Origin of the sequence: Vibrio tapetis subsp. tapetis (assembly GCF_900233005.1) — a bacterium.
GTDB classification, from domain to species: Bacteria; Pseudomonadota; Gammaproteobacteria; order Enterobacterales; family Vibrionaceae; genus Vibrio; species Vibrio tapetis.
In genome coordinates, this window is sequence record NZ_LT960611.1 from 3653363 (window position 1) to 3672282 (window position 18920).

The window sequence follows — 18920 nt, forward strand, 5'->3', positions numbered from 1 at the left end:
CGATGAAAAAACTAAAACAACAATTCCTTGAGGTTTCCGATGCTTTAGCGCTAGGAAACCCAGCCATTATTGAAAAAGATTACTGGGTTGTTGCTCTGCTTGCTGAGCTAGAAAAACTTACCTTTGAAACTCACCAATTGGTTTTTGCAGGTGGTACGGCATTAGCCAAATCTAATGTCAAAATCCTACGGATGTCAGAAGACGTTGATATTAAACTGATCCCAAGTAAAGAGTTTGATGCGTTGAGTCGTGGTAAAAAGAAAACCGCACGTAAAATGCTTATCGAGCAAATAGAGCAGGTGATTGCGCGATCTCAGCAATTTACAGTTGAAAGCCGACTTGTTCGTGATGAATACCGTTATGTGGAGTATGAACTTAAATATCCTCAACAATTCAACCAAGCTCCATGCTTGCGACCAATCATCAAATTAGAGCTGATGGAAACTATTCCGCTTCTAGAAGTAGAAGACCGAGGAATTCAATCGTTAGTTGCAGAGCTTTATAAGCAACCACAAGAGGTCAGCGCATTCGCTTGTGTTTCTGTTTACGCAACATTAGTGGAGAAAGTACTTTCTATGTTACGTCGTACTATGTTGGTTAAGCGTGACACCGAACGTAAAGATGATGTCACGTTGGTCCGTCATATCTACGACGTTCATTGCATTGATACAGCGCAGACGCTAGATATTGAGTCACTAACCTCATTATTTCTCACAGTATTGAAAGAAGATATCGACCGCTTTGGTAACCAGCATGCTGAGTTTGTCGCTGCCCCTATTAAGGAGCTACGCCTTGGCTTACAAGAGCTAGAAGACAACCCGATTTTCCGCCAACGCTTTCAAGACTTTGTTACGCCAATGGTGTTTAACACCGAACCCCATGATTTTGATACCTGCTTTGCCTCATTTAAACGCATCGCTGAATCATTGATTAAAACAATTTGAGTAGATAATGAATAAACAACAACTTGCCGCCAAAATTTGGGAATCGGCAAACCAAATGCGTTCTAAAATTGAAGCGAACGACTACAAAGATTACATCTTGGGTTTTATCTTTTATAAGTTCTTGTCAGATAAGCAAGTTCAGTTTCTGATCAATAACGAATTTGATGAACAATCAATCAAAGAACTCAACGAGCAAGACGAAGACACCCTGAATTATGTACGAAATGAGATTGGCTATTTCATCGCCTACGACAATCTGTTTTCTACTTGGGTAGAAGACGGACAAGATTTCGACATTGCCTACGTCCGTGATGCATTATCAGCGTTTGGTCGCTTGATTAACCCTGCCCATAAAGATCTGTTTGAGGGCATCTTTAACACGCTAGAGACTGGCCTTAGTAAGTTAGGGGAAAATGCCGCATCACAAACTAAAGCGGCGAGAAGCTTGATCCACTTGATCAACGACATCCCAATGAAAGGCAAGCAAGACTATGATGTACTCGGCTTTATCTACGAATACTTAATCAGCCAATTTGCTGCTAACGCGGGGAAAAAAGCCGGCGAATTTTATACGCCTCACGAAGTCTCGGTACTGATGTCAGAGATCATGGCTGACCACCTTAAGGACCGAGAAAAAATTCAAATTTACGATCCAACCAGTGGCTCAGGCTCGTTGCTGATCAACATCGGTCAATCGGTAGAAAATCGTCTAGGTGGTGAGAATAACATTCGTTATTTTGCCCAAGAGCTCAAGAAAAACACCTACAACTTAACCCGTATGAACCTATTTATGCGTGGGATTTTGCCTAACGACATCATCACCCGCAATGCAGATACGCTAGAAGATGACTGGCCAATTGATAGCAATAAAACCCATGAGCCGCTGCGAGTGGATGCCGTCGTTTCAAACCCGCCTTATTCACAAAAGTGGGACCCGGAGTTTAAAGATAAAGATCCGCGTTATTCGCCATTTGGCCTTGCGCCAAAAACCAAAGCGGATTACGCCTTCTTGCTGCATGACCTATACCACATAAAACCCGATGGCATCATGACCATTGTATTGCCTCATGGGGTACTGTTCCGTGGGGGGGATGAAGGTAAAATTCGTGAAAACCTAATAGAAAAGAACCACATTGACGCCATTATCGGGCTGCCTGCCAATGTTTTCTTTGGTACGGGTATTCCCACTATTGTTTTGGTGCTCAAGCAAACCCGAAACAACGATGACGTACTCATCATTGATGCCTCAAAAGGCTTCGTTAAAGAAGGAAAAAACAACAAGCTACGTGCCTGCGACATCAAGCGCATTGTGGATACCGTGGTTAGCCGCCAATCTCAGCTAAAATTTTCTGCACTGGTCAACCGACAGACGATCCGAGAGAACGGTTACAATCTGAACATTCCACGTTATGTCGACTCATCTGATGAGGCTGAAAGCTGGGATATCTACGCATCCATGTTCGGGGATATCCCCAACAGCGAACTTGCGGCGTTAAGCCCCTATTGGCAGGCAATGCCAAGCCTTAAAGCGAGCTTGTTTACTGCAACCTCTAGCGAATACTCCGCACTAAGCGTGGAAGATGTGAAAGCCGCCATCACCGCCCATGAGGACACCCAACGGTTTAACGGCCAATATAAACAGGCGTTCGGCGACTTTGAAGCCTACCTAAAGCAAAGTTTGATCACCGAGTTATTACAGGTAAAACGTTCGCGACAGCGAGGTATTATCAGTGATGAGATCTTCCGCCGTTTGCAAGGCATTGCCTTGATTGACAAATACGACGCCTATCAAATGCTGGATGCCAAATGGCAGCAGCTTGGGGCAGATTTAGAGATGATCCAAACCGAAGGCATGGACACCTGTAAAAAGGTGGAGCCTAAGATGGTTACCAAAAAACAGAAAGGCAAAGAGGTACAAGTACAAGAAGGCTGGCTTGGTCATATCTTTCCTTTTGAGTTAGTTGAGAAAACCTACTTTAAGGAAGAGTTAAAACACATTCAAACCATCAGCGAACGTCTGCAAACCATTAATACCGAGATTGAAGAACTCTTTAATGGCTTGAGTGAAGACGATAAAGAGTCCGCTTGCGTCAATGAAGATAAAACGGCTTTTGTGAATGTTGAACTAAACAAAGAAGTGAAGCAAATCAAAGCTGATAAAAAGCGTGGTGAAACCTTTGCTAAAGACGGCTTTGAGAACACATTGTTAGCCGTTTCAAAGCTGCAAAGTGAAGAAAAAACGCTGAAAAAGAGCCTTAAAACTGCAGATGAAACCTTGCTAGAAGCGACTAAGAAAAAGATCACTGAATTGACTAAATCAGAAATCGAGCACCTACTGCTACTTAAATGGGTGCAACCCATCGTACAGTCATTAGCACAGTTGCCACAACAGCTCATCCAACGCTTAACTAATAAACTGCAAGCGTTAGCAGACAAATACGCCCAAACCTATGGCGATATAGCCAATGAAACCCAGCAAGTCGAGCAGCAACTAGCTGAAATGATGGGTGAGCTACAAGGGAGTGATTTCGATATGCTGGGCATCAAAGCGTTAAAAGGCTTCCTGCAAGGTAAAGCATTAGCAGGTGGACAGCATGAGTAAAGGAAAACTCGCTTTACCTACTATACGTTTTGAAGGATTTGAAGATGAGTGGGAAGAAAAGCCACTTGGAGACGTTTTATCATTGGCAAATGGCTATGCGTTTAAAAGTGAGTATTTCTGTAAAGATAAAACTGGTTATGAAGTATTGACACCGGGAAGTGTGCATATTGGTGGGGGTTTTCAATATGGGAAAGGTCAAAATTATAAACTAGAAGGGAAAACACCCCAAAAGTTTATATTTGCAGCTGGTGATGTTTTCATCACGATGACAGACCTAACTCCAACTGCACAAATGTTAGGGCTTCCCGCTATTGTCCCTGATGATGGAACGACTTACTTACACAATCAGCGTTTGGGTAAGTTAATTCAATACAAAGGTGACTATGGATTTCTTTTTTATCTTTTAAGTACGGACACATATCGAAACCAAATAGTTGCAACATCCTCTGGCACGACTGTTAAGCATTCTTCACCAGATAAAGTAAAAAGTAGCAAGTTTTTTTTTCCAAACAAAGTTGAGCAAACATCCCTAGGTTATTATTTTCAAAATGTCGACAAGCAACTAAAGCTACACCAAGACAAGTTCGCCAAGCTGCAACAGCTAAAGAAAGCCATGCTGGGTAAAATGTTCCCTAAAGCTGGACAGACGGTGCCTGAACTGCGTTTTGCTGGGTTTAGTGAGAAATGGGAAGTTGAGCCTTTGGGAACAAATGCCAGCTTTAACAAAGGAAAGGGGTTTACAAAAGGCGACTTGAATACGTTTGGAGTCCCTATCGTGCTGTATGGTCGTTTATATACCAATTATCAAACAATCATCACAGAGGTCGATACATTTGTTAGCTCTGAGAGCAAAGGTATTATGAGTAAAGGAAGAGAGGTCATCGTACCTGCGTCAGGGGAAAGTGCGGAAGATATTGCTCGTGCTTCAGCGGTTTTACAACCTAATGTAATACTGGGTGGAGACTTAAATATAATTTATCCAAATAATAAAATTCTACCTAGCTTTTTGGCACTCATCATAACTTATAGTTGTTGTCAGGCTGAGCTAGCGAAAAAAGCTCAAGGAAAATCAGTTGTTCATGTTAGAAATAGTGACATAAAAGATTTACTTGTTCCTATGCCTACTATAAAAGAACAAACCAAAATCGCTGAGTATTTCCAAAACCTTGACCGTTTGATCAACCTACAACAGCAGCAGATAGATAAGCTGAAAAATCTGAAACAGACGTATCTGGCAAAGATGTTTGTGTGATGATTTTCATCCATTAAGTTTAATCGCTTGAATCTCAGCGCCCTCACATCAAATCTGGTGTAAGCGCACAAACAGACCAGCATAAAATATATATTTAGCCCCTCGCGTCAACCTCTGCAAATAGACGGCGGATTGCGAGCCAACGTCAGCAAGGACAGGTTGTGACCTACACCAAAGAAGCTTTATTCGAACAGGATGTAATTACCGAACTTTGTAAAAAAGGCTGGGAAGATACTGTTCTAAAAAACCTCACTGAAGCGGATTTACTGCAAAACTGGGCAGATATTCTCTTTCAAAATAACAATAGCATTGATCGCCTCAATAACGCACCGCTAACCGGCAGCGAGATGCAGCAGATTGTTGAACAGATAACCTCGCTTAAAACGCCTTTAAAACTCAATGGCTTTATTAACGGTAAAACCGTATCCATAAAGCGAGATAACCCCGACGATGCGCTGCATTATGGCAAAGAGATCAGCCTGCATATCTACGACCGCCAAGAGATCGCGGCGGGTAAGAGCCGGTATCAAATTGTTCAGCAGCCAAGATTTAACCGCAAAAGTGCCGTGCAGCATGACCGCAGAGGCGATCTGCTATTGCTGATTAACGGCATGCCTGTCATCCATCTGGAGCTAAAACGTTCCGGTGTACCCGTGATCGAAGCGTGCAACCAAATAGAGAAATACACTCATGAAGGCCACTTTAGCGCAGGCATTATTGCACTGGTGCAAGTATTTGTGGCGATGACCCCAGACCACAGCCTCTATTTTGCCAATCCCGGCAAAGATGGCCGCTTTAATCACGATTACTACTTCCAATGGGCAGATTTTTCTAACGAGCCGGTGAACCATTGGCATAAAGTGATTACTGATCTGCTTTCTATCCCTATGGCACACCAGTTAATAGGTTTTTACACTGTGGCCGACAATGCTGATGGCGTATTAAAGGTGATGCGCAGCTATCAGTACTATGCCACTAACGCCATTTCCAGCAAGATAAGTGGCCTTGACTGGTCGGTGAAAAACAAAGGTGGTTATATCTGGCACACCACAGGCTCTGGTAAAACCATGACCAGCTTTAAATCCGCGCAGCTTATCGCTAACTCAGGGGATGCCGATAAAGTCGTATTTCTGATGGATCGTATTGAGCTGGGCACTCAGTCGTTGGAAGAGTATCGCAGTTTTGCCGATGCCACGGATGAAGTTCAGGGCACGGAAAATACCCATGTATTAATCACCAAGCTAAAAAGCACCAAGCCTGGCGATTGCCTCATTGTTACCTCTATCCAAAAAATGAGTAACATTCAGGATGAAGGTCAGTTAAAAACCGCCGATATTGAGAAAATTAACCAAAAGCGTATTGCCTTTATTGTTGACGAAGCGCACCGCTCTACCTTTGGCGATATGCTAACTGACATTAAAAAAACATTCCCTAATGCGGTGTTTTTTGGCTTTACTGGCACCCCGATTCAGGAAGAAAACCAAAAGAAAGACAGCACGACCAGTACGATTTTTGGCGATGAACTACACCGTTATAGCATTCGCGATGGCATTCGTGACGGCAACGTGCTGGGATTTGATCCCTATAAGGTGATGACCTACAAAGATAGCGATTTACGGAGCGCTGTTGCCCTCGAAAAGGCCAAAGTGAATACACATGCGGAAGTGTTTGGCGATCCAGTAAAAGAAAAAGCTTACGATAAGTACATGGACAGTGCACGAGTGCCCATGGCTACGTCCGAGATTAACGGCAAAACCGTGCGTGGCATTGAGGCATTGCTGCCAGCCAGTCAATATGACCGCATCGAGCATAAGCAAAAAGTGATGGATGACATACTGGGTAACTGGACACGATTCAGCCGCGCCAACAAGTTTCATGGTATTTTTGCCACCCATAACATTCCCGAAGCGCTGGAATATTATCGCCTATTTAAGCAACAAGCCCCTCATTTGAAGGTTACAGCTCTGTTTGACCCGAATATTGACAATAAAGGCGGCGCGATAGCAAAAGAGGCCGGCTTAACCGAGATTATTGAAGATTACAATAACACCTACAACACCACTTATACCCTGCCAACCCATGCGCAGTTTAAAAAGGATATCGCGGCACGACTCGCCCATAAAAAGCCTTACCAACACGCAGAGCAGCAACCAGATCAACAATTGCACCTGTTGATTGTCGTTGACCAAATGCTGACGGGGTACGATTCAAAATGGGTGAATACCCTCTATCTGGATAAGACGCTGGAATACGCCAATATCATTCAGGCGTTTTCACGCACTAACCGTCTGTTCGGTTTGGATAAACCTTTCGGGAATATCCGTTATTACCGTAAACCACATACCATGGAGCAGAACATCAATAAAGCGCTCAAGCTTTACTCTGGGGATCGTCCTTTTGGTGTCTTCGTCGATAAGCTGGAAGATAATCTTAATCACCTCAATGAGGTGTTCGCAGACATTGAAGTGCTGTTTAACAATGAGCAAATCACGTACTTTGGGCAGCTGCCGAAAGACGAGGCTGTTCAAGCTAAGTTTGCGAGCTTATTCAATGAGTTCAATAAGTATTTAGAAGCGGCCAAAGTGCAAGGATTCGACTGGCAGGAAAGCAGCTATCAGTTTGAGGATACGGGCAGTGCGGTAGATGTGGCCTTTACCGAATCGCAGCATCAAACCCTATTGCAGCGCTATAAAGAGCTATCATCTGGTGGTGACGGTGGGGGGAATGAGCCCGCCGTACCTTACGCCATTTGGGGTTATTTGACAGAGCAAAACACGGGGCGAATTGATCATAACTATATGAATGCACAGTTTTCTAAGTTTCTAAAACAGCTTAGCCAACCCAATGTTACGCCTGAGCAGATGCAGCAAACACGAGATGAGCTACACAAATCTTTTGCGAGTTTAAGTCAAGATGAGCAAAAGCAAGCCCATAAACTGCTTATTGATGTACAAGCAGGTAACTTGATTATCGAATCCGGGAAAACATTGCAGGACTACATTACTAGGGCGCAAGTAGAAGAAGAAAATGAAGCTTTGCAAATTATTGTCGATGCGTTGGGGCTAGATGGGCAACTGCTAAAATCACTGAAAACAGGTCAGGTTACTGCTGCAAACCTGAATAACTTCGGACGCTTTGACACACTGAAAGCCAGTGTCGATAAAGCCAAGGCAAAGGCTTATTTGGAAGCAAAGTTAGATAAAACGTTACCGCCACCTAAGGTGAACATCGAGCTGGATAAGCTTCTAAGAGAGTTTGTTTTACAAAAAGAAGATTAAAGTACAATTCCATATAATTTTTATGCAAAAAACAGCCTATAAAATCACATGTACTTGTTGGCGGAAAAATAAAGCCCGAGTAAACATATTTACTTGGGTTTTTACTCTAACTGATAATTGTCCAGAGACGTGCCAGCACGATCACTGCTAGAACGTTTATGCCCCTTTTTGCGTTAGAACAAATGCTCTACACCCTCTAGGGAGCGTGCGTTTTCCCTATCAAATCTAATCCGATGCAAGAGCGTTAGGCCGAGCTTATTTTGGGCGTTTGTAGGTTGAAAATCGTATTGCTTGCTCAGAATCCGCCGGAGTTATACGAAAACTTTCGGCAATTTCTGAAGTTCACATCCTAGTCGCTAGGCAATACGGGCATTAGATTGAGCGGGAGTATAATTAGCGTTATGATTAGTCGCATATAATCAGAAAAAATGCATCTATATAGCGTTAAATGGATTTGATTTGATTTATCTTGCACCAGAAAAGCGAAAAGCACCCCGCGGGGTGCTCTCTAGAGTGCTCAAGTCAGAGTCATTGGCGAGAATTTTATTACCAAAACTTTAGTCTGACGAGCTAGTGACTGAATTATGATACATAGTGGCTCTAGTGTCAACTATACAACTCCAGGTAGGATTGTAACGACCCCACGCTTGCCCACGATCTCGTATACTTTTGAACTTTTTATGATGGAGTTAAACTGTCTTTTCGCTTGAGTCGGTGTAAGCATATTACTATAAGAAAGTGATTTATATACATTCAACGCTTCTAAACTAGTTAGCCAGTCAAAATGAGCTTTGTAATGAGATTCGAGGTAGTCATTCTTCCTATCTTCAGAAATCCAACCTAACAATCTGCACATTCTGTCATTAAGCGTTCTCATGCGTTGCATGCTTTCTTCTGGTGTTGATGCTGCAGGATAAATTACGGTGTTTGTACGATGATGCTTAACTTCTGTAAATTTCCATATAGGTTCATGATGAGCAATACGATTCCTCAGCTCATTTACTTGGCTTAAACGGTTGAGAAAATCGTCTATTGCATCTTGAGTCCAATAAGTTGAGTGCACTGCAAAGTGCCCCTTTAGTCCATTAAATAGAACATTTTTCCAGTCAACAGTGTTATTTCCTACAGTATGAGTAATCAAAAAACTCCAAAAGCCAAAGCTTTGTGCCGCAATCACCTTTCCCGGTGTGGGAACTGGGTGTTTGGCAGTTAACCTTCGTCTTCTCGATTTTAGGTGAGTCACCTTTCTAATTAGATCTATAGTTTTTGGGTGTAAATGATTTTGTGCAATTAGGTGCTCATACCAATCATTGTCAAATACGTGCCCTTGTTGGCGATTTGCTTCAAGTTGACGAGACAGCTCTCTATGAATAGTATTTCGCAAGGCTACTTCAAATATACTAATTAGCTTAAAAAATGATGCTGATAGTGCATCATTCCACAAGTATACACCTAAGCATTCCTCATCTGATGCGAGGTTAAAGTAATTACGATAACTGTTAAGGCGATCTGATGATATCGTATTGATGGTTTCACTAATATTGTTAGGTTTCATATGCTTGTGGTTAGAGAGCAAAAGGAACATTATATGCCAGTTATGCAAAGGCGTCTAAATGCATTTAACAGATAAGGATTAAGCGCCGCGTAGCCAACGTTAAATCCCAAGTGTTGAATAAGCCCGAGCCTCTATAAAAGTAAATTGAGCGATCTGCTCTAGAAGGGTGGCGGCCTTAATACTTTTCTCAGGCGAGTGCGGTCTTCGTAAGGTAGATGTTTCGACACATCATCCGGTGCGTCCTGCACGTCAATTGTGCTATTTGCCACACCTGTAGTTATTCATGATTTGCTAATGTATGGTTTTCCGAAACTGATTTATGCCCCAAAGTTTGTTTCGACCACTAAAGAAGACATTACTAAACCTAATAGTAAGCATCTCCAATAACGATGATGCTCTATAGTTCTGTATAAACTTTACTTTGGGTTGATACGCATTCGATTCCATAGTTTAATATACGGAATTGATCCGCAGATAAATCGTTAGTTGCTAAGGTTTCAATATTAGTCATCATGTTTTCTGTTCTTAATGGTTGGTTAGAATTTAATAAAAATAAAGATAGGTAGTAGAATGAATCAAAAAATTATAGAGTTAAAAAAATTATTTCTTGAGAAGGTGTCGTTAGGTAACGACGTTGATGAAGATATACTAAAAAAATAGATGAAATATTATATTTAATTAATGGATCAGAAGTTGATGATTTAAGACAAATGTCTGCTAACTTATCACATGAACTTCATGAGATAGGTTCTAACTCTGTCCCTTATTTACTGATGTTGCTTCTTAATAAGGTCGAAGCTGTTAGCTATAAACCTAATTATAAAGGAAGCAATGTATCACATGAAATTGATATGGAACTATTCATAAGCTTTTTTAAAAGGTGTTTTGGAACGTGTGAAAAAAGGTATAAGAATACTAAATTTTAAACTACCATATTTAGATGAAAGTGAGAAATTAAATATATATTGTTGCACAAGATCTATGCTGGATAAGTATGTTAGTGAACCAATAGATGTTAGTGAACTAAATGCAGAGATGCCTCCAAGAGCTATTTGCCTAGGGATATCTAAAGTCCTATCAAAAAAATATGATTGTCAACACGAGTTTTTTATACAGTTTAGTTCTATTTTGGAAAAATTAGAGTGGACGCGGGCTATCTGCCAAGAAGCCCGGGTTCATGCAGAGGAGACATATTGATTTGCTCTCATGCTGATGACGTTTTGTATTATGGTCATTACGCTAGATTTTCTATTTATACTAGCCAGACTAATGTTATAGATTCACTATTAAATGGTTGTCTACTTTTTACGTCACTGTGCAATGAAGAATCTATTTGTGCAGAATTTATGGAAAAGGCTTATATTACAATATTTTTAGCCTTAAGAACTTTTCAGTTTTTCGAATTGGCAAGAAGTATATACAAAAGATATATATCAGATCTAAATCTCGATGAATATAATAAACAAAAGCTAGATCTTGCTAATTTTTACATGCAAATAATGGAAAATAATTCAAGCGTTGTTAAAGACACTGAACGATATCTTGGTGAAAATAAAGATAAAATATTAGAATTTGGCAAGTCCTCCTTGATACCATGGTACGCACTAATTTGTAATATGAATACACTCTTCAATCAAGAGTATAAAACAACAAAAAATATTATAGAATTTGAATCTATAGTTGAATCTAAACTTACAAGCCAAGAAATTCAAGGCCTTAGAGCGAAGATTTTAAAGGGGAACTCAGAAGGGAAAGCTGCCTTGATTGAAGGGCTTGTTAACCTATCTCGCACAAGGAATAAGGCAGACTATGTCCATGAAGTAAATCAGTTAATCGTTACGGCTAATCGAGTGATTGAAAGTGCATTTAAATAAATCTGACATTGAAGGTCGTCTAATTGGGACATCAAATAAATTTCAGATGCAGTAGTTCGGTTTTGTCGGTAAATCCCATAAGAATTCTGGTTAGTTGCAATCAATCCCTTCAAACTTTTAAATCCAAGAAAGGTAAAAAAATTCATTTAAGATTTAAAAAAAATTTTTTAAACGTTACATTTTCCGGATAAAAATTGCCCAGGAAATTAAATTCCCCTAATTTGTTGAATGGCCCTTGGGGCCTTAGAAAAAATTGCAACCCAGGTTTTTAAACCCCTTTTTGGGTTTTTTGGGAGGAAAATTGGGAGAGAGAAATTCTCCCCCGCCTTTTCTTGGGTATATTTTTTACCCTTTTTGTGAAAGAGTTCCCAGACCAAAAATGAAAAGAAAAAAAAAAGGGGGGGGAAACAATACCCCCCCCCTCCCCCGTGGGGGTTTTTAAAACACCAACATTTCCCCCCCCCCGCCCGTTGCCCCCAAAAATTCCCCCAAACAACAACCCGGGGGGGCAATAAAAAAAAAGGGGCCCGGCCCCACTGGGTTTTGGGTGTGGTTGCGGGGGGGGTTTTTTTTTACCCCATTTTGTTTCTGCCCCCCCCCCTTTTCCCAAACCAAGGGGCTGAAAAAAAAACCCGGGTTCTAGTTTCGGTCAATTGGGTTTGAAGTAAAAATTTAACAAGGGCCCTTTTTAGGGAGGGCCACAAAAAAATTTGGGGGGAAGGAACCTAATCCGTTTGCGCCACCAACAGCAAGGGCGACTGCTTGGCTCATTTTCCACAGGGATTTTTCTAGATACTCAACAGAGGCTTCATCATTTAAACCTTCCCGGATGCGCTTAGATCTGTTTTGAATAGGAGTTAATCAATTGAGTGAAGCCCCTTGCGCTCTCGGACAGAGAGACATCATGTTATGCTGAGCATTCGTGCTCTAGTGGCGAGACGCTAGTCGCTGTTTGGCATGTAGAGAGAGTGAGGGTTGAGTTATGTTGCGCCCATGGGGAGTATCCTTTTTGTCTGAGTATCACCTTTCGGAGCTGCTTAGCTGTCCATCGGGCTTTCATGGTTCTCAATAACAAGGGCGCGAAGCGTTCATATACCCTTGTTATTGGGGTTCTGAAAGATCATGGTTAACAGCTTGCGAGTCCGTAAGGTGATGCGAGTAGAAAGGAAAATCGGCGCATAAAAAACTCGGCCCTTACTCTGTCTTAATGACAGGCAGTGAAAGGCAACGAGGAAGAATGACGAGGCGTAGCGAACGCAGTAAGCGGAGGCGTTGGGTGATTGTTCGCAGGAACGCAATGGCACATCGAGCTTTGCTCGATATTCGTGTCATGCGTTATCGCGGGAGGAGCGAAGCGACGGAATGAACGGAGCGAAGCGAGAACGCCCAAGAAAAGGTCAGGATTTGCGAAAATATATCTCAAAAAACAGCGCATTGATGCTTGATAATTCTCAGCCCCTCCTTAGACAAACAGACCTAGACCTAGACCTAGACCAGTATGAGGTGAATAGTAGACAACATTAAGATTCAGAAAAAAGCCACTCATCAGCTTCATTAAACGCTTGCTCAACAATGTTATTTGCGAGAGTTTTTTTATCTTTATGTGCATAAATATCGAGTCGATTACTCGTGCCAGCACGTACACGGACTTTTGCATCAGGAAAGATCCCATGCAGCCTTTTCTCTAACTCAACCGTGATCAAAGAGAGCCCGTTTTTAGGTAACTTATCCTTTTGAACCATCATTTCAACTCGCATAATTAACGCCTCCAGAGCCACACGTAATACTGTATGAAAATACAGTATCATACCGCGTATTTTTATGTAAAGCGCTTTAATATTTGCCTATTAATCTCAAAAAACCTGCCCGTTCCTTTTGAACTGTCTGGAGAGCGGATCAGTCGCTCTCCAAAAGCTCGACCAGTTTAATGTATTCATTTATGGTCAGCGGCTCCGGTGACTGTAGAACGGTTTTTCTGATCAGCTCTTTAGTCATATCAAGAGAGCCATTAAGATATTGCTGAGTAACAAAGAGAAGTCGCTTGAAAATCACCGTTGTTGGCAGGAACGCAATGGCACATCGAGCTTTGCTCGATATCGGTGGCATGCGTTATCGCGGGAGGCGGGAGGCGGGAGGCGACGGAATAAACCGAGCGAAGCGAGAACGCTAAGAAAAGGCAAGGCTTTGCGAAAAGAACAAAAAACACCTCACTGATGCTTGAGTATTCTCTGCCCCAAAGCCAAAGCCAAAGCCAAAGCCAAAGCCAAAGCCAAAGCCAGCATGCACCGAGTTCAATTTTTATCCGTAAACGAACCAAAAATAAGGATTTGAATCGCCATAGGCACTAGAATAGTGCTGGTTCGTGTAAACGAACCCTTCTTTTCGCTTTCCCCAGGGGATCCGCAGCGCCAAGAGCGCCATAGATAGAGAGTCAGACCAGCAAGCATGCAAATAAAACGCGATTTTAATTACTATTATCATTTACACGACACGGTGACGCACGCGTTACTTCACTTGTTCTTTCAGATATCAACGACGACCCGTTATGTTCCGGTGAATCGCCGTAATGAGATACTGATTAAATATCTCAAGCCTAAATTAAGCGACACATCGTTATCAAGCATTAAGAAAGACATTAAGCTCATGGTAAACTCAGCCAGAAAGAGCGGAGGGAACTTAGAAATGAAACTGCATGAGTTAAACGCCCTGGCGAAGCAATCTAAGCTTAAAGGAGCGGAGAAGCTTTATCACTTGTTGGTCTGCCTTTATGATGAAGAAGGCATCGAGTCTCAACTGTTTGAAAAAGGGATGCAAACCAAGCCCGGCATACTGTATTTACTTGAAGAGCAATTAGAGCAGGGCTTTGATGCTGAGTACCGGCAAGTGAGCCCCATTTCAATGCTCATCGAGTTAGAGCGCGCGCCTGAGCTGATTGAGTGCATCAACCGACACGGTTTATTTGTGGCGGAGATGAAAGAATGGAATGAGAAGACACACCAAGCGCACCTTTTGGTTCATCCTTTAGACATCAATCTGGTTGAAGGCTAACGGGAAGTGCGATGAACGTATCACATTAACAATGAGATAACGCAACGATGGCAACGAACAACCCTCACGACGGTTTATTTAAATCCTTTTTAACGCTGCCTGAGGTGGCAAAGGATTTTCTAGAAATCCACTTACCGCCCGACATTCAGGCATTGTGCGATCTTTCCACGCTGCAACTGAAATCGACGTCGTTTTTGGGGGCTGTTGCAACTAATCAGAGAATGCAGATCTACCCAGTAATGTGCGTAACTGAAGAGGCGATTCATGAAGGCGGATCTCTCCCGAACAAGCGTTTTACGCTCATCATCACGTAACCAGAAATCAAACTGGCCTTTGTTCAAAATTCGCAGTGATTCGAATCCCTCGATGGTTGACCAGGCTCGCTTTCGTATTTTAAAACCACCGGTGCTGACGACGAGCTTCTTGATGGGGGCGTGATCGGACTCGATACCATTATTGAGATACTTTACTTGCCGTTGCTCGACATCCGCTCGCAGCCACCCCTCTTTCTTCAGGCGCGAAATAGCATGAGCATACGAAGAATGCTTGTCCGTGTTCAAGGTCTTAGGCTGAGTGTCTACATCATAGTATCTTAGACACCGTTTCAAGAACTGATAAGCCGCGTTTTTATTACGTTTTTGGGAGAAATAGAAGTCCAGTGTTTCGCCTTGCTTGTTGATAGCTCGATACAGATAGTGCCATTTCCCTTTCACCTTGACGTAGGTTTCATCGAGCTGCCACGAAGAGTCTGTTCGGATGAACTGATGGCAGCGTAACTTTTTGCGTAATGCTGGGGCATATTCAATGAACCAACGATAAATGGTCGAGCGATTAACCGAAACCCCTCACTCTGCCAGCATGTCGCTGAGATTGGCGTAGCTCATTGGGGTCGAACCATACCAACGAAGGCACCAAAGAATGATTTCAGGGGCAAAGTGTTTCCATTTGAATGCGGGATTGGTCATTGAGTCACTAAATCAGAAAAGACAGAACTGAATTCTGAGTATTGGCTGATTTTTTTGCAACAACCCCGTTGCAACAGCCCCATCCGAATTGCAATCTAGATGAACATATAGGCTGGAATATTAAAGCGTTCCGACAAGGATTTAATATGTCGGAGAGTCAAAGAACGTGAACCACTCAGAATCATTGATACTGTAGATTTTGCTCCAATTTCATCTTTAAAATCTGATAGAGTCATTTCATTTTGATCAATGATCACTCTGAGCATTGCTAACCCAGGCTCTAACTCACCAACAACACGGTTGAATTCATTGAACTCTTCAGATTCAGATTCATATCTTTCGATAACGGGAAATAAAAGGTCAATAAGCACTTGATTTCCTTCGTAGTCTTCGACCAACTCATCCATTAACTCGATGAGTTGGTCGTATTCATCAGAAGTAGAGATACCATTAATCCAAGGCATAACTTCAATCATTTGGTTAGAAAACTCTTTCATTCGTGTAATATTCATGAGGTCCCCTACTTTTTCTTCTCACTTCGATAAGATTTAATTATCTTGTCATACTCCGCATGAGTAACAATATGCTTTACGTAAAATCGCCCTTGCGTAAATTCAATGTAAGCCATCAATCGCAATTTGTTACCGCCAATGTCAATAACATACAACTTATCCCTGTACTTACAATTATCTAATGATGGAAACAAAGCTTTTAATTCCTCCGGTGTTTTAGCTCGACTTATACGCAATACTTTATATGCTGCATCCAAAGCTTCGGCACACGTAGGAAAATTTTTCTTAGCATCATTAAATGGTCTTTTACTTATTACGTGCATCAAGCTACCCAACATTCACATTATGTGAACAGTATAAACCAAAACAACCGCGTTCACAATTAGTGAACCAGTCCAAATTAAGTATACTTAATGCGAACTAGTGTTTAACGACCCAATATTAGTTCGCATATTGTTGATTTATAACCCTATGCGAACTAATATTATAAACCAGACTCAAAACAGACCAAGACTTAACATTATGTTCATAAGAGCCTACCTAAGAGCATCAACTGGTGAGCAAGACGCTAATCGTGCAAAATCTGAACTTATCCAATTTACAGACCAAAAAGGTGTACGGATAGCAAGTTTCTATACTGAGAACCAATCAGGTTCAAAATTAGAGAGAGCCGAGTTATCGCGCTTAATTGAGGATTCACATAAAGGAGATATATTGCTCATCGAAAAGGTGGACAGGCTGTCACGTTTACCTTATGAACAATGGAACCGGCTCAAAGACCATTTAGTTGAAGCTGGCTTACATATCGTAGTCGTCGATCAACCAATGACGCATGGTGTACTCAATAGTAATGATGAAAGCTCAATGCTCTCAAAAGTGCTGACAGACTTCATGATCGACTTAGCCGCGGCAATGGCGAGAGATGATTATGAGACACGGCGAAAACGTCAAGCTCAAGGGATAGAAAAAGCCAAGAAATTAGGGAAATATCGGGGTAGGAAGCCAGACCATCAGCTAAGAGAAAATATCTCTTTACTACTAAGCGAAGGAAAAAGTTGGTCGCAGGTTCAGGAGCTACTTGGGTGTAGCCGTTCAACGGTCGCTAAAGTAAAGAAACTAAGCGAGCCTAATTAACCATCCAAAAATTCGAGTCACTACGAATGTTGAACAAAGGCCAGTTTAATTTCTGGTTACGTCATGATGAGCGTAAAATGCTTGTTCGGGAGAGATCCGCCTTCATGAATCGTCTCTTCAATGTTGAGGTAGCTTACCAGTAATCGTTAAGCCCATGACTGGGTAGATCTGCATTCTCTGATTAGTTGCAACAAGCCCGATTAAACATAATGGGGTTCTACGCCGAAACCGACGAAATTTCCGATATTGAGCCAAAGAATATATAAGCAATTGATTGCTATAATATTTATATTTGATTGTGCACTCTAATATCATTGATAACGAGTGACCTCGATATAGAAGGTAACGAATCATCTTTGTTTTCTCACTCTGATTTTGGGAGAAGCTGTTGCCAAACTTTTTTGCTTTAAGGCAAATCTCAAACCAATTACATCGGTATCTTCAAGCTCTTGTTCTATCACTAAGGACTCGAGCCTTTTTGCCTTAATTCTTGGTTAATACGAGAGACCCCATGGTATTTAATTGCTTTGCGATTTCCTTTTCTGTCAACCGAACGTCATCGAGATAATGGAGTTCCGGCGCAGAACCCCATCATATGATCTCTTATTCAATAATTCGCGATAGAATTAAACATTAATGAAATGGTTGATAAATGTACTGATTGTGAGATATGTATCACTAATTGTTTTTGTTTTTGAGGTTTTTTCACTGAAAAAAACGATTCTATGATTTATTTTGATACGTAAATTTACTATCAAAAATAATAAGGTGTAAAAATGAAATTAACAAGCATTGCTGCGGTTATAGGGTTTATAGTTCTTTCCTCTTCAACTTTAGCTTTTGATCGCCTCATGGATGGTCCTGCAGATACCAATAGTATTCGTGTTGGGTCATATAACATAATGGCCTCTAGAATGGGGAGTACTGATGCCATTGTAGAAGCAATTCGTAAAATGAATGTTGATATTATTGGACTGCAAGAAGTTGATAACATGACTGGGCGTTCTGGTAAGAACTTTAGTAAAGAGGGTTCTAACCCAGTTAGTCAAGCAGAGTATATAGCTAACAAGTTGGGAATGAATTATTACTTCTGCAAGGCTATAGATCATGATGGTGGGGAATATGGTACAGCAGTGCTGTCTAAGTATGATTTGAAATTGAATAAAAGGATGGAACTACCTAACATCAAAGGTGCGGAGCAAAGAGCGGCTTGTGCTGTAGAAGTTGATGTCCCTAATTATCCTGCGCCTGTTATGTTAGTAACTACTCATTTGGACTTCACTACGCAGCCATTACGAGCAGAGCAGGTAAGAACTCTTCAAACAAAATTCTCTTCTTGGCAGTTTAAAAATGCACTTCCAATTATAGTGGGTGATCTTAATTTACCACCTCAATCAACAGAATACTTAGATTTGACAGCATGGTTCAATGACACTGATAAGGAATTGAAGTACACAGCACCGTCATGGAATCCAGACAGGAAAATTGATTATATACTTACATCAAATGCTCAAAAATGGGACATTAAAGAGGTATATATTCCTAAACCATCAGATAGAGCAACCCCTGAAAGTAAGCCATATGCATCTGTCTCAGATCATTTACCTTTACTTGTCGAAATGAAGTTAACTGAACAATAATTCGGATAAGGGGTTCTGGGTTCTACGCCGGAACCGCCTAAATTTCCGATCTGATATTTTAATGATCTTTAGGAACTTCAATTACACCATCAACAATACCCTACGCCAACCGTTCC

General features: G+C 41.6%; 14 protein-coding genes and 2 pseudogenes. 10 read left to right on the top strand and 6 right to left on the bottom strand.

Features of this window, described 5'->3' with window-relative positions; all coding sequences use genetic code 11:
• The first annotated feature begins 2 nt into the window (after positions 1 to 2).
• From VTAP4600_RS16445 to VTAP4600_RS16460, 4 genes are all read left to right on the top strand, one after another.
• Entirely contained in the window at positions 3 to 944 is a 942-nt protein-coding gene (locus VTAP4600_RS16445; protein WP_012397035.1) for a nucleotidyl transferase AbiEii/AbiGii toxin family protein, read from the top strand.
• Positions 945 to 951: 7 nt separating this feature from the next.
• Positions 952 to 3546, top strand: coding sequence for a type I restriction-modification system subunit M (locus VTAP4600_RS16450; RefSeq protein ID WP_012397036.1), 2595 nt, complete (start codon positions 952 to 954; stop codon positions 3544 to 3546).
• Entirely contained in the window at positions 3539 to 4798 is a 1260-nt protein-coding gene (locus tag VTAP4600_RS16455; RefSeq protein WP_012397037.1) for a restriction endonuclease subunit S, read from the top strand. Before VTAP4600_RS16450 ends, VTAP4600_RS16455 begins: the two co-directional genes overlap by 8 nt.
• 161 nt (positions 4799 to 4959) lie before the next feature.
• Positions 4960 to 8076 (top strand): type I restriction endonuclease subunit R, EcoR124 family, encoded by a 3117-nt coding sequence (locus tag VTAP4600_RS16460; RefSeq protein WP_012397038.1) that lies wholly within the window; start codon positions 4960 to 4962, stop codon positions 8074 to 8076.
• A 610-nt stretch (positions 8077 to 8686) separates the two neighbouring features.
• Here the strand turns inward: VTAP4600_RS16460 and VTAP4600_RS16465 are convergent.
• Positions 8687 to 9631, bottom strand: coding sequence for an Abi family protein (locus VTAP4600_RS16465; protein ID WP_228445020.1), 945 nt, complete (start codon positions 9629 to 9631; stop codon positions 8687 to 8689).
• 1193 nt (positions 9632 to 10824) lie between these two features.
• On the opposite strand from VTAP4600_RS16465, the gene VTAP4600_RS16475 reads away from it, so the two are divergent.
• A complete protein-coding gene (locus VTAP4600_RS16475; protein ID WP_172443137.1) occupies positions 10825 to 11505 on the top strand; it encodes a hypothetical protein in 681 nt (226 codons plus the stop codon).
• 1520 nt (positions 11506 to 13025) lie between these two features.
• Here VTAP4600_RS16475 and VTAP4600_RS16480 read toward each other — a convergent pair.
• Both VTAP4600_RS16480 and VTAP4600_RS25800 read right to left on the bottom strand, forming a co-directional pair.
• The gene (locus VTAP4600_RS16480; RefSeq protein ID WP_102523757.1) at positions 13026 to 13262 is read right to left on the bottom strand and encodes a DinI-like family protein; all 237 of its coding nucleotides are present in this window, start codon (positions 13260 to 13262) and stop codon (positions 13026 to 13028) included.
• Between the two features lie 139 nt (positions 13263 to 13401).
• On the bottom strand, positions 13402 to 13611 hold the full coding sequence (locus VTAP4600_RS25800) for a hypothetical protein (RefSeq protein WP_012397048.1): 210 nt from the start codon (positions 13609 to 13611) through the stop codon (positions 13402 to 13404).
• Between the two features lie 339 nt (positions 13612 to 13950).
• Here VTAP4600_RS25800 and VTAP4600_RS16485 point away from each other — a divergent pair, with 339 nt between their 5' ends.
• Both VTAP4600_RS16485 and VTAP4600_RS26710 read left to right on the top strand, forming a co-directional pair.
• The gene (locus VTAP4600_RS16485; RefSeq protein ID WP_102523758.1) at positions 13951 to 14553 is read left to right on the top strand and encodes a DUF2913 family protein; all 603 of its coding nucleotides are present in this window, start codon (positions 13951 to 13953) and stop codon (positions 14551 to 14553) included.
• Between the two features lie 47 nt (positions 14554 to 14600).
• Entirely contained in the window at positions 14601 to 14867 is a 267-nt protein-coding gene (locus VTAP4600_RS26710) for an Rpn family recombination-promoting nuclease/putative transposase (RefSeq protein ID WP_415239667.1), read from the top strand.
• On the opposite strand, the pseudogene VTAP4600_RS16495 reads toward VTAP4600_RS26710, so the two are convergent.
• From VTAP4600_RS16495 to VTAP4600_RS16505, 3 genes and pseudogenes are all read right to left on the bottom strand, one after another.
• Positions 14802 to 15518, bottom strand: a pseudogene (locus VTAP4600_RS16495) (IS6 family transposase); the annotation flags it as partial. The gene VTAP4600_RS26710 and the pseudogene VTAP4600_RS16495 overlap by 66 nt on opposite strands.
• A gap of 95 nt (positions 15519 to 15613) precedes the next feature.
• Positions 15614 to 16030, bottom strand: a complete 417-nt coding sequence (locus VTAP4600_RS16500; RefSeq protein ID WP_012397051.1) for a helix-turn-helix domain-containing protein — start codon at positions 16028 to 16030, stop codon at positions 15614 to 15616.
• Between the two features lie 8 nt (positions 16031 to 16038).
• Positions 16039 to 16353, bottom strand: a complete 315-nt coding sequence (locus VTAP4600_RS16505) for a type II toxin-antitoxin system HigB family toxin (RefSeq protein WP_102523759.1) — start codon at positions 16351 to 16353, stop codon at positions 16039 to 16041.
• Positions 16354 to 16552: 199 nt separating this feature from the next.
• On the opposite strand from VTAP4600_RS16505, the gene VTAP4600_RS16510 reads away from it, so the two are divergent.
• The 3 genes and pseudogenes from VTAP4600_RS16510 (at position 16553) to VTAP4600_RS16520 (ending at position 18804) form a co-directional block, all read left to right on the top strand.
• The gene (locus tag VTAP4600_RS16510; protein WP_102524025.1) at positions 16553 to 17164 is read left to right on the top strand and encodes a recombinase family protein; all 612 of its coding nucleotides are present in this window, start codon (positions 16553 to 16555) and stop codon (positions 17162 to 17164) included.
• Positions 17164 to 17307 (top strand): annotated as a pseudogene (locus VTAP4600_RS26310) (IS6 family transposase); the annotation flags it as partial. The gene VTAP4600_RS16510 and the pseudogene VTAP4600_RS26310, both read left to right, overlap by 1 nt.
• 633 nt (positions 17308 to 17940) lie before the next feature.
• Positions 17941 to 18804: an endonuclease/exonuclease/phosphatase family protein gene (locus tag VTAP4600_RS16520; RefSeq protein WP_012397054.1), complete on the top strand. Its 864-nt coding sequence runs from the start codon at positions 17941 to 17943 to the stop codon at positions 18802 to 18804.
• Positions 18805 to 18920: the final 116 nt, after the last annotated feature.

Coding starts and splice junctions, on each gene's coding strand:
- VTAP4600_RS16445 (WP_012397035.1), top strand. CDS start 3: ATGAAAAAACTAAAACAACAATTCCTTGAGGTTTCCGATGCTTTAGCG.
- VTAP4600_RS16450 (WP_012397036.1), top strand. CDS start 952: ATGAATAAACAACAACTTGCCGCCAAAATTTGGGAATCGGCAAACCAA.
- VTAP4600_RS16455 (WP_012397037.1), top strand. CDS start 3,539: ATGAGTAAAGGAAAACTCGCTTTACCTACTATACGTTTTGAAGGATTT.
- VTAP4600_RS16465 (WP_228445020.1), bottom strand. CDS start 9,631: ATGAAACCTAACAATATTAGTGAAACCATCAATACGATATCATCAGAT.
- VTAP4600_RS16480 (WP_102523757.1), bottom strand. CDS start 13,262: ATGCGAGTTGAAATGATGGTTCAAAAGGATAAGTTACCTAAAAACGGG.
- VTAP4600_RS25800 (WP_012397048.1), bottom strand. CDS start 13,611: ATGCCACCGATATCGAGCAAAGCTCGATGTGCCATTGCGTTCCTGCCA.
- VTAP4600_RS16485 (WP_102523758.1), top strand. CDS start 13,951: ATGCAAATAAAACGCGATTTTAATTACTATTATCATTTACACGACACG.
- VTAP4600_RS26710 (WP_415239667.1), top strand. CDS start 14,601: ATGGCAACGAACAACCCTCACGACGGTTTATTTAAATCCTTTTTAACG.
- VTAP4600_RS16500 (WP_012397051.1), bottom strand. CDS start 16,030: ATGAATATTACACGAATGAAAGAGTTTTCTAACCAAATGATTGAAGTT.
- VTAP4600_RS16505 (WP_102523759.1), bottom strand. CDS start 16,353: ATGCACGTAATAAGTAAAAGACCATTTAATGATGCTAAGAAAAATTTT.
- VTAP4600_RS16510 (WP_102524025.1), top strand. CDS start 16,553: ATGTTCATAAGAGCCTACCTAAGAGCATCAACTGGTGAGCAAGACGCT.
- VTAP4600_RS16520 (WP_012397054.1), top strand. CDS start 17,941: ATGAAATTAACAAGCATTGCTGCGGTTATAGGGTTTATAGTTCTTTCC.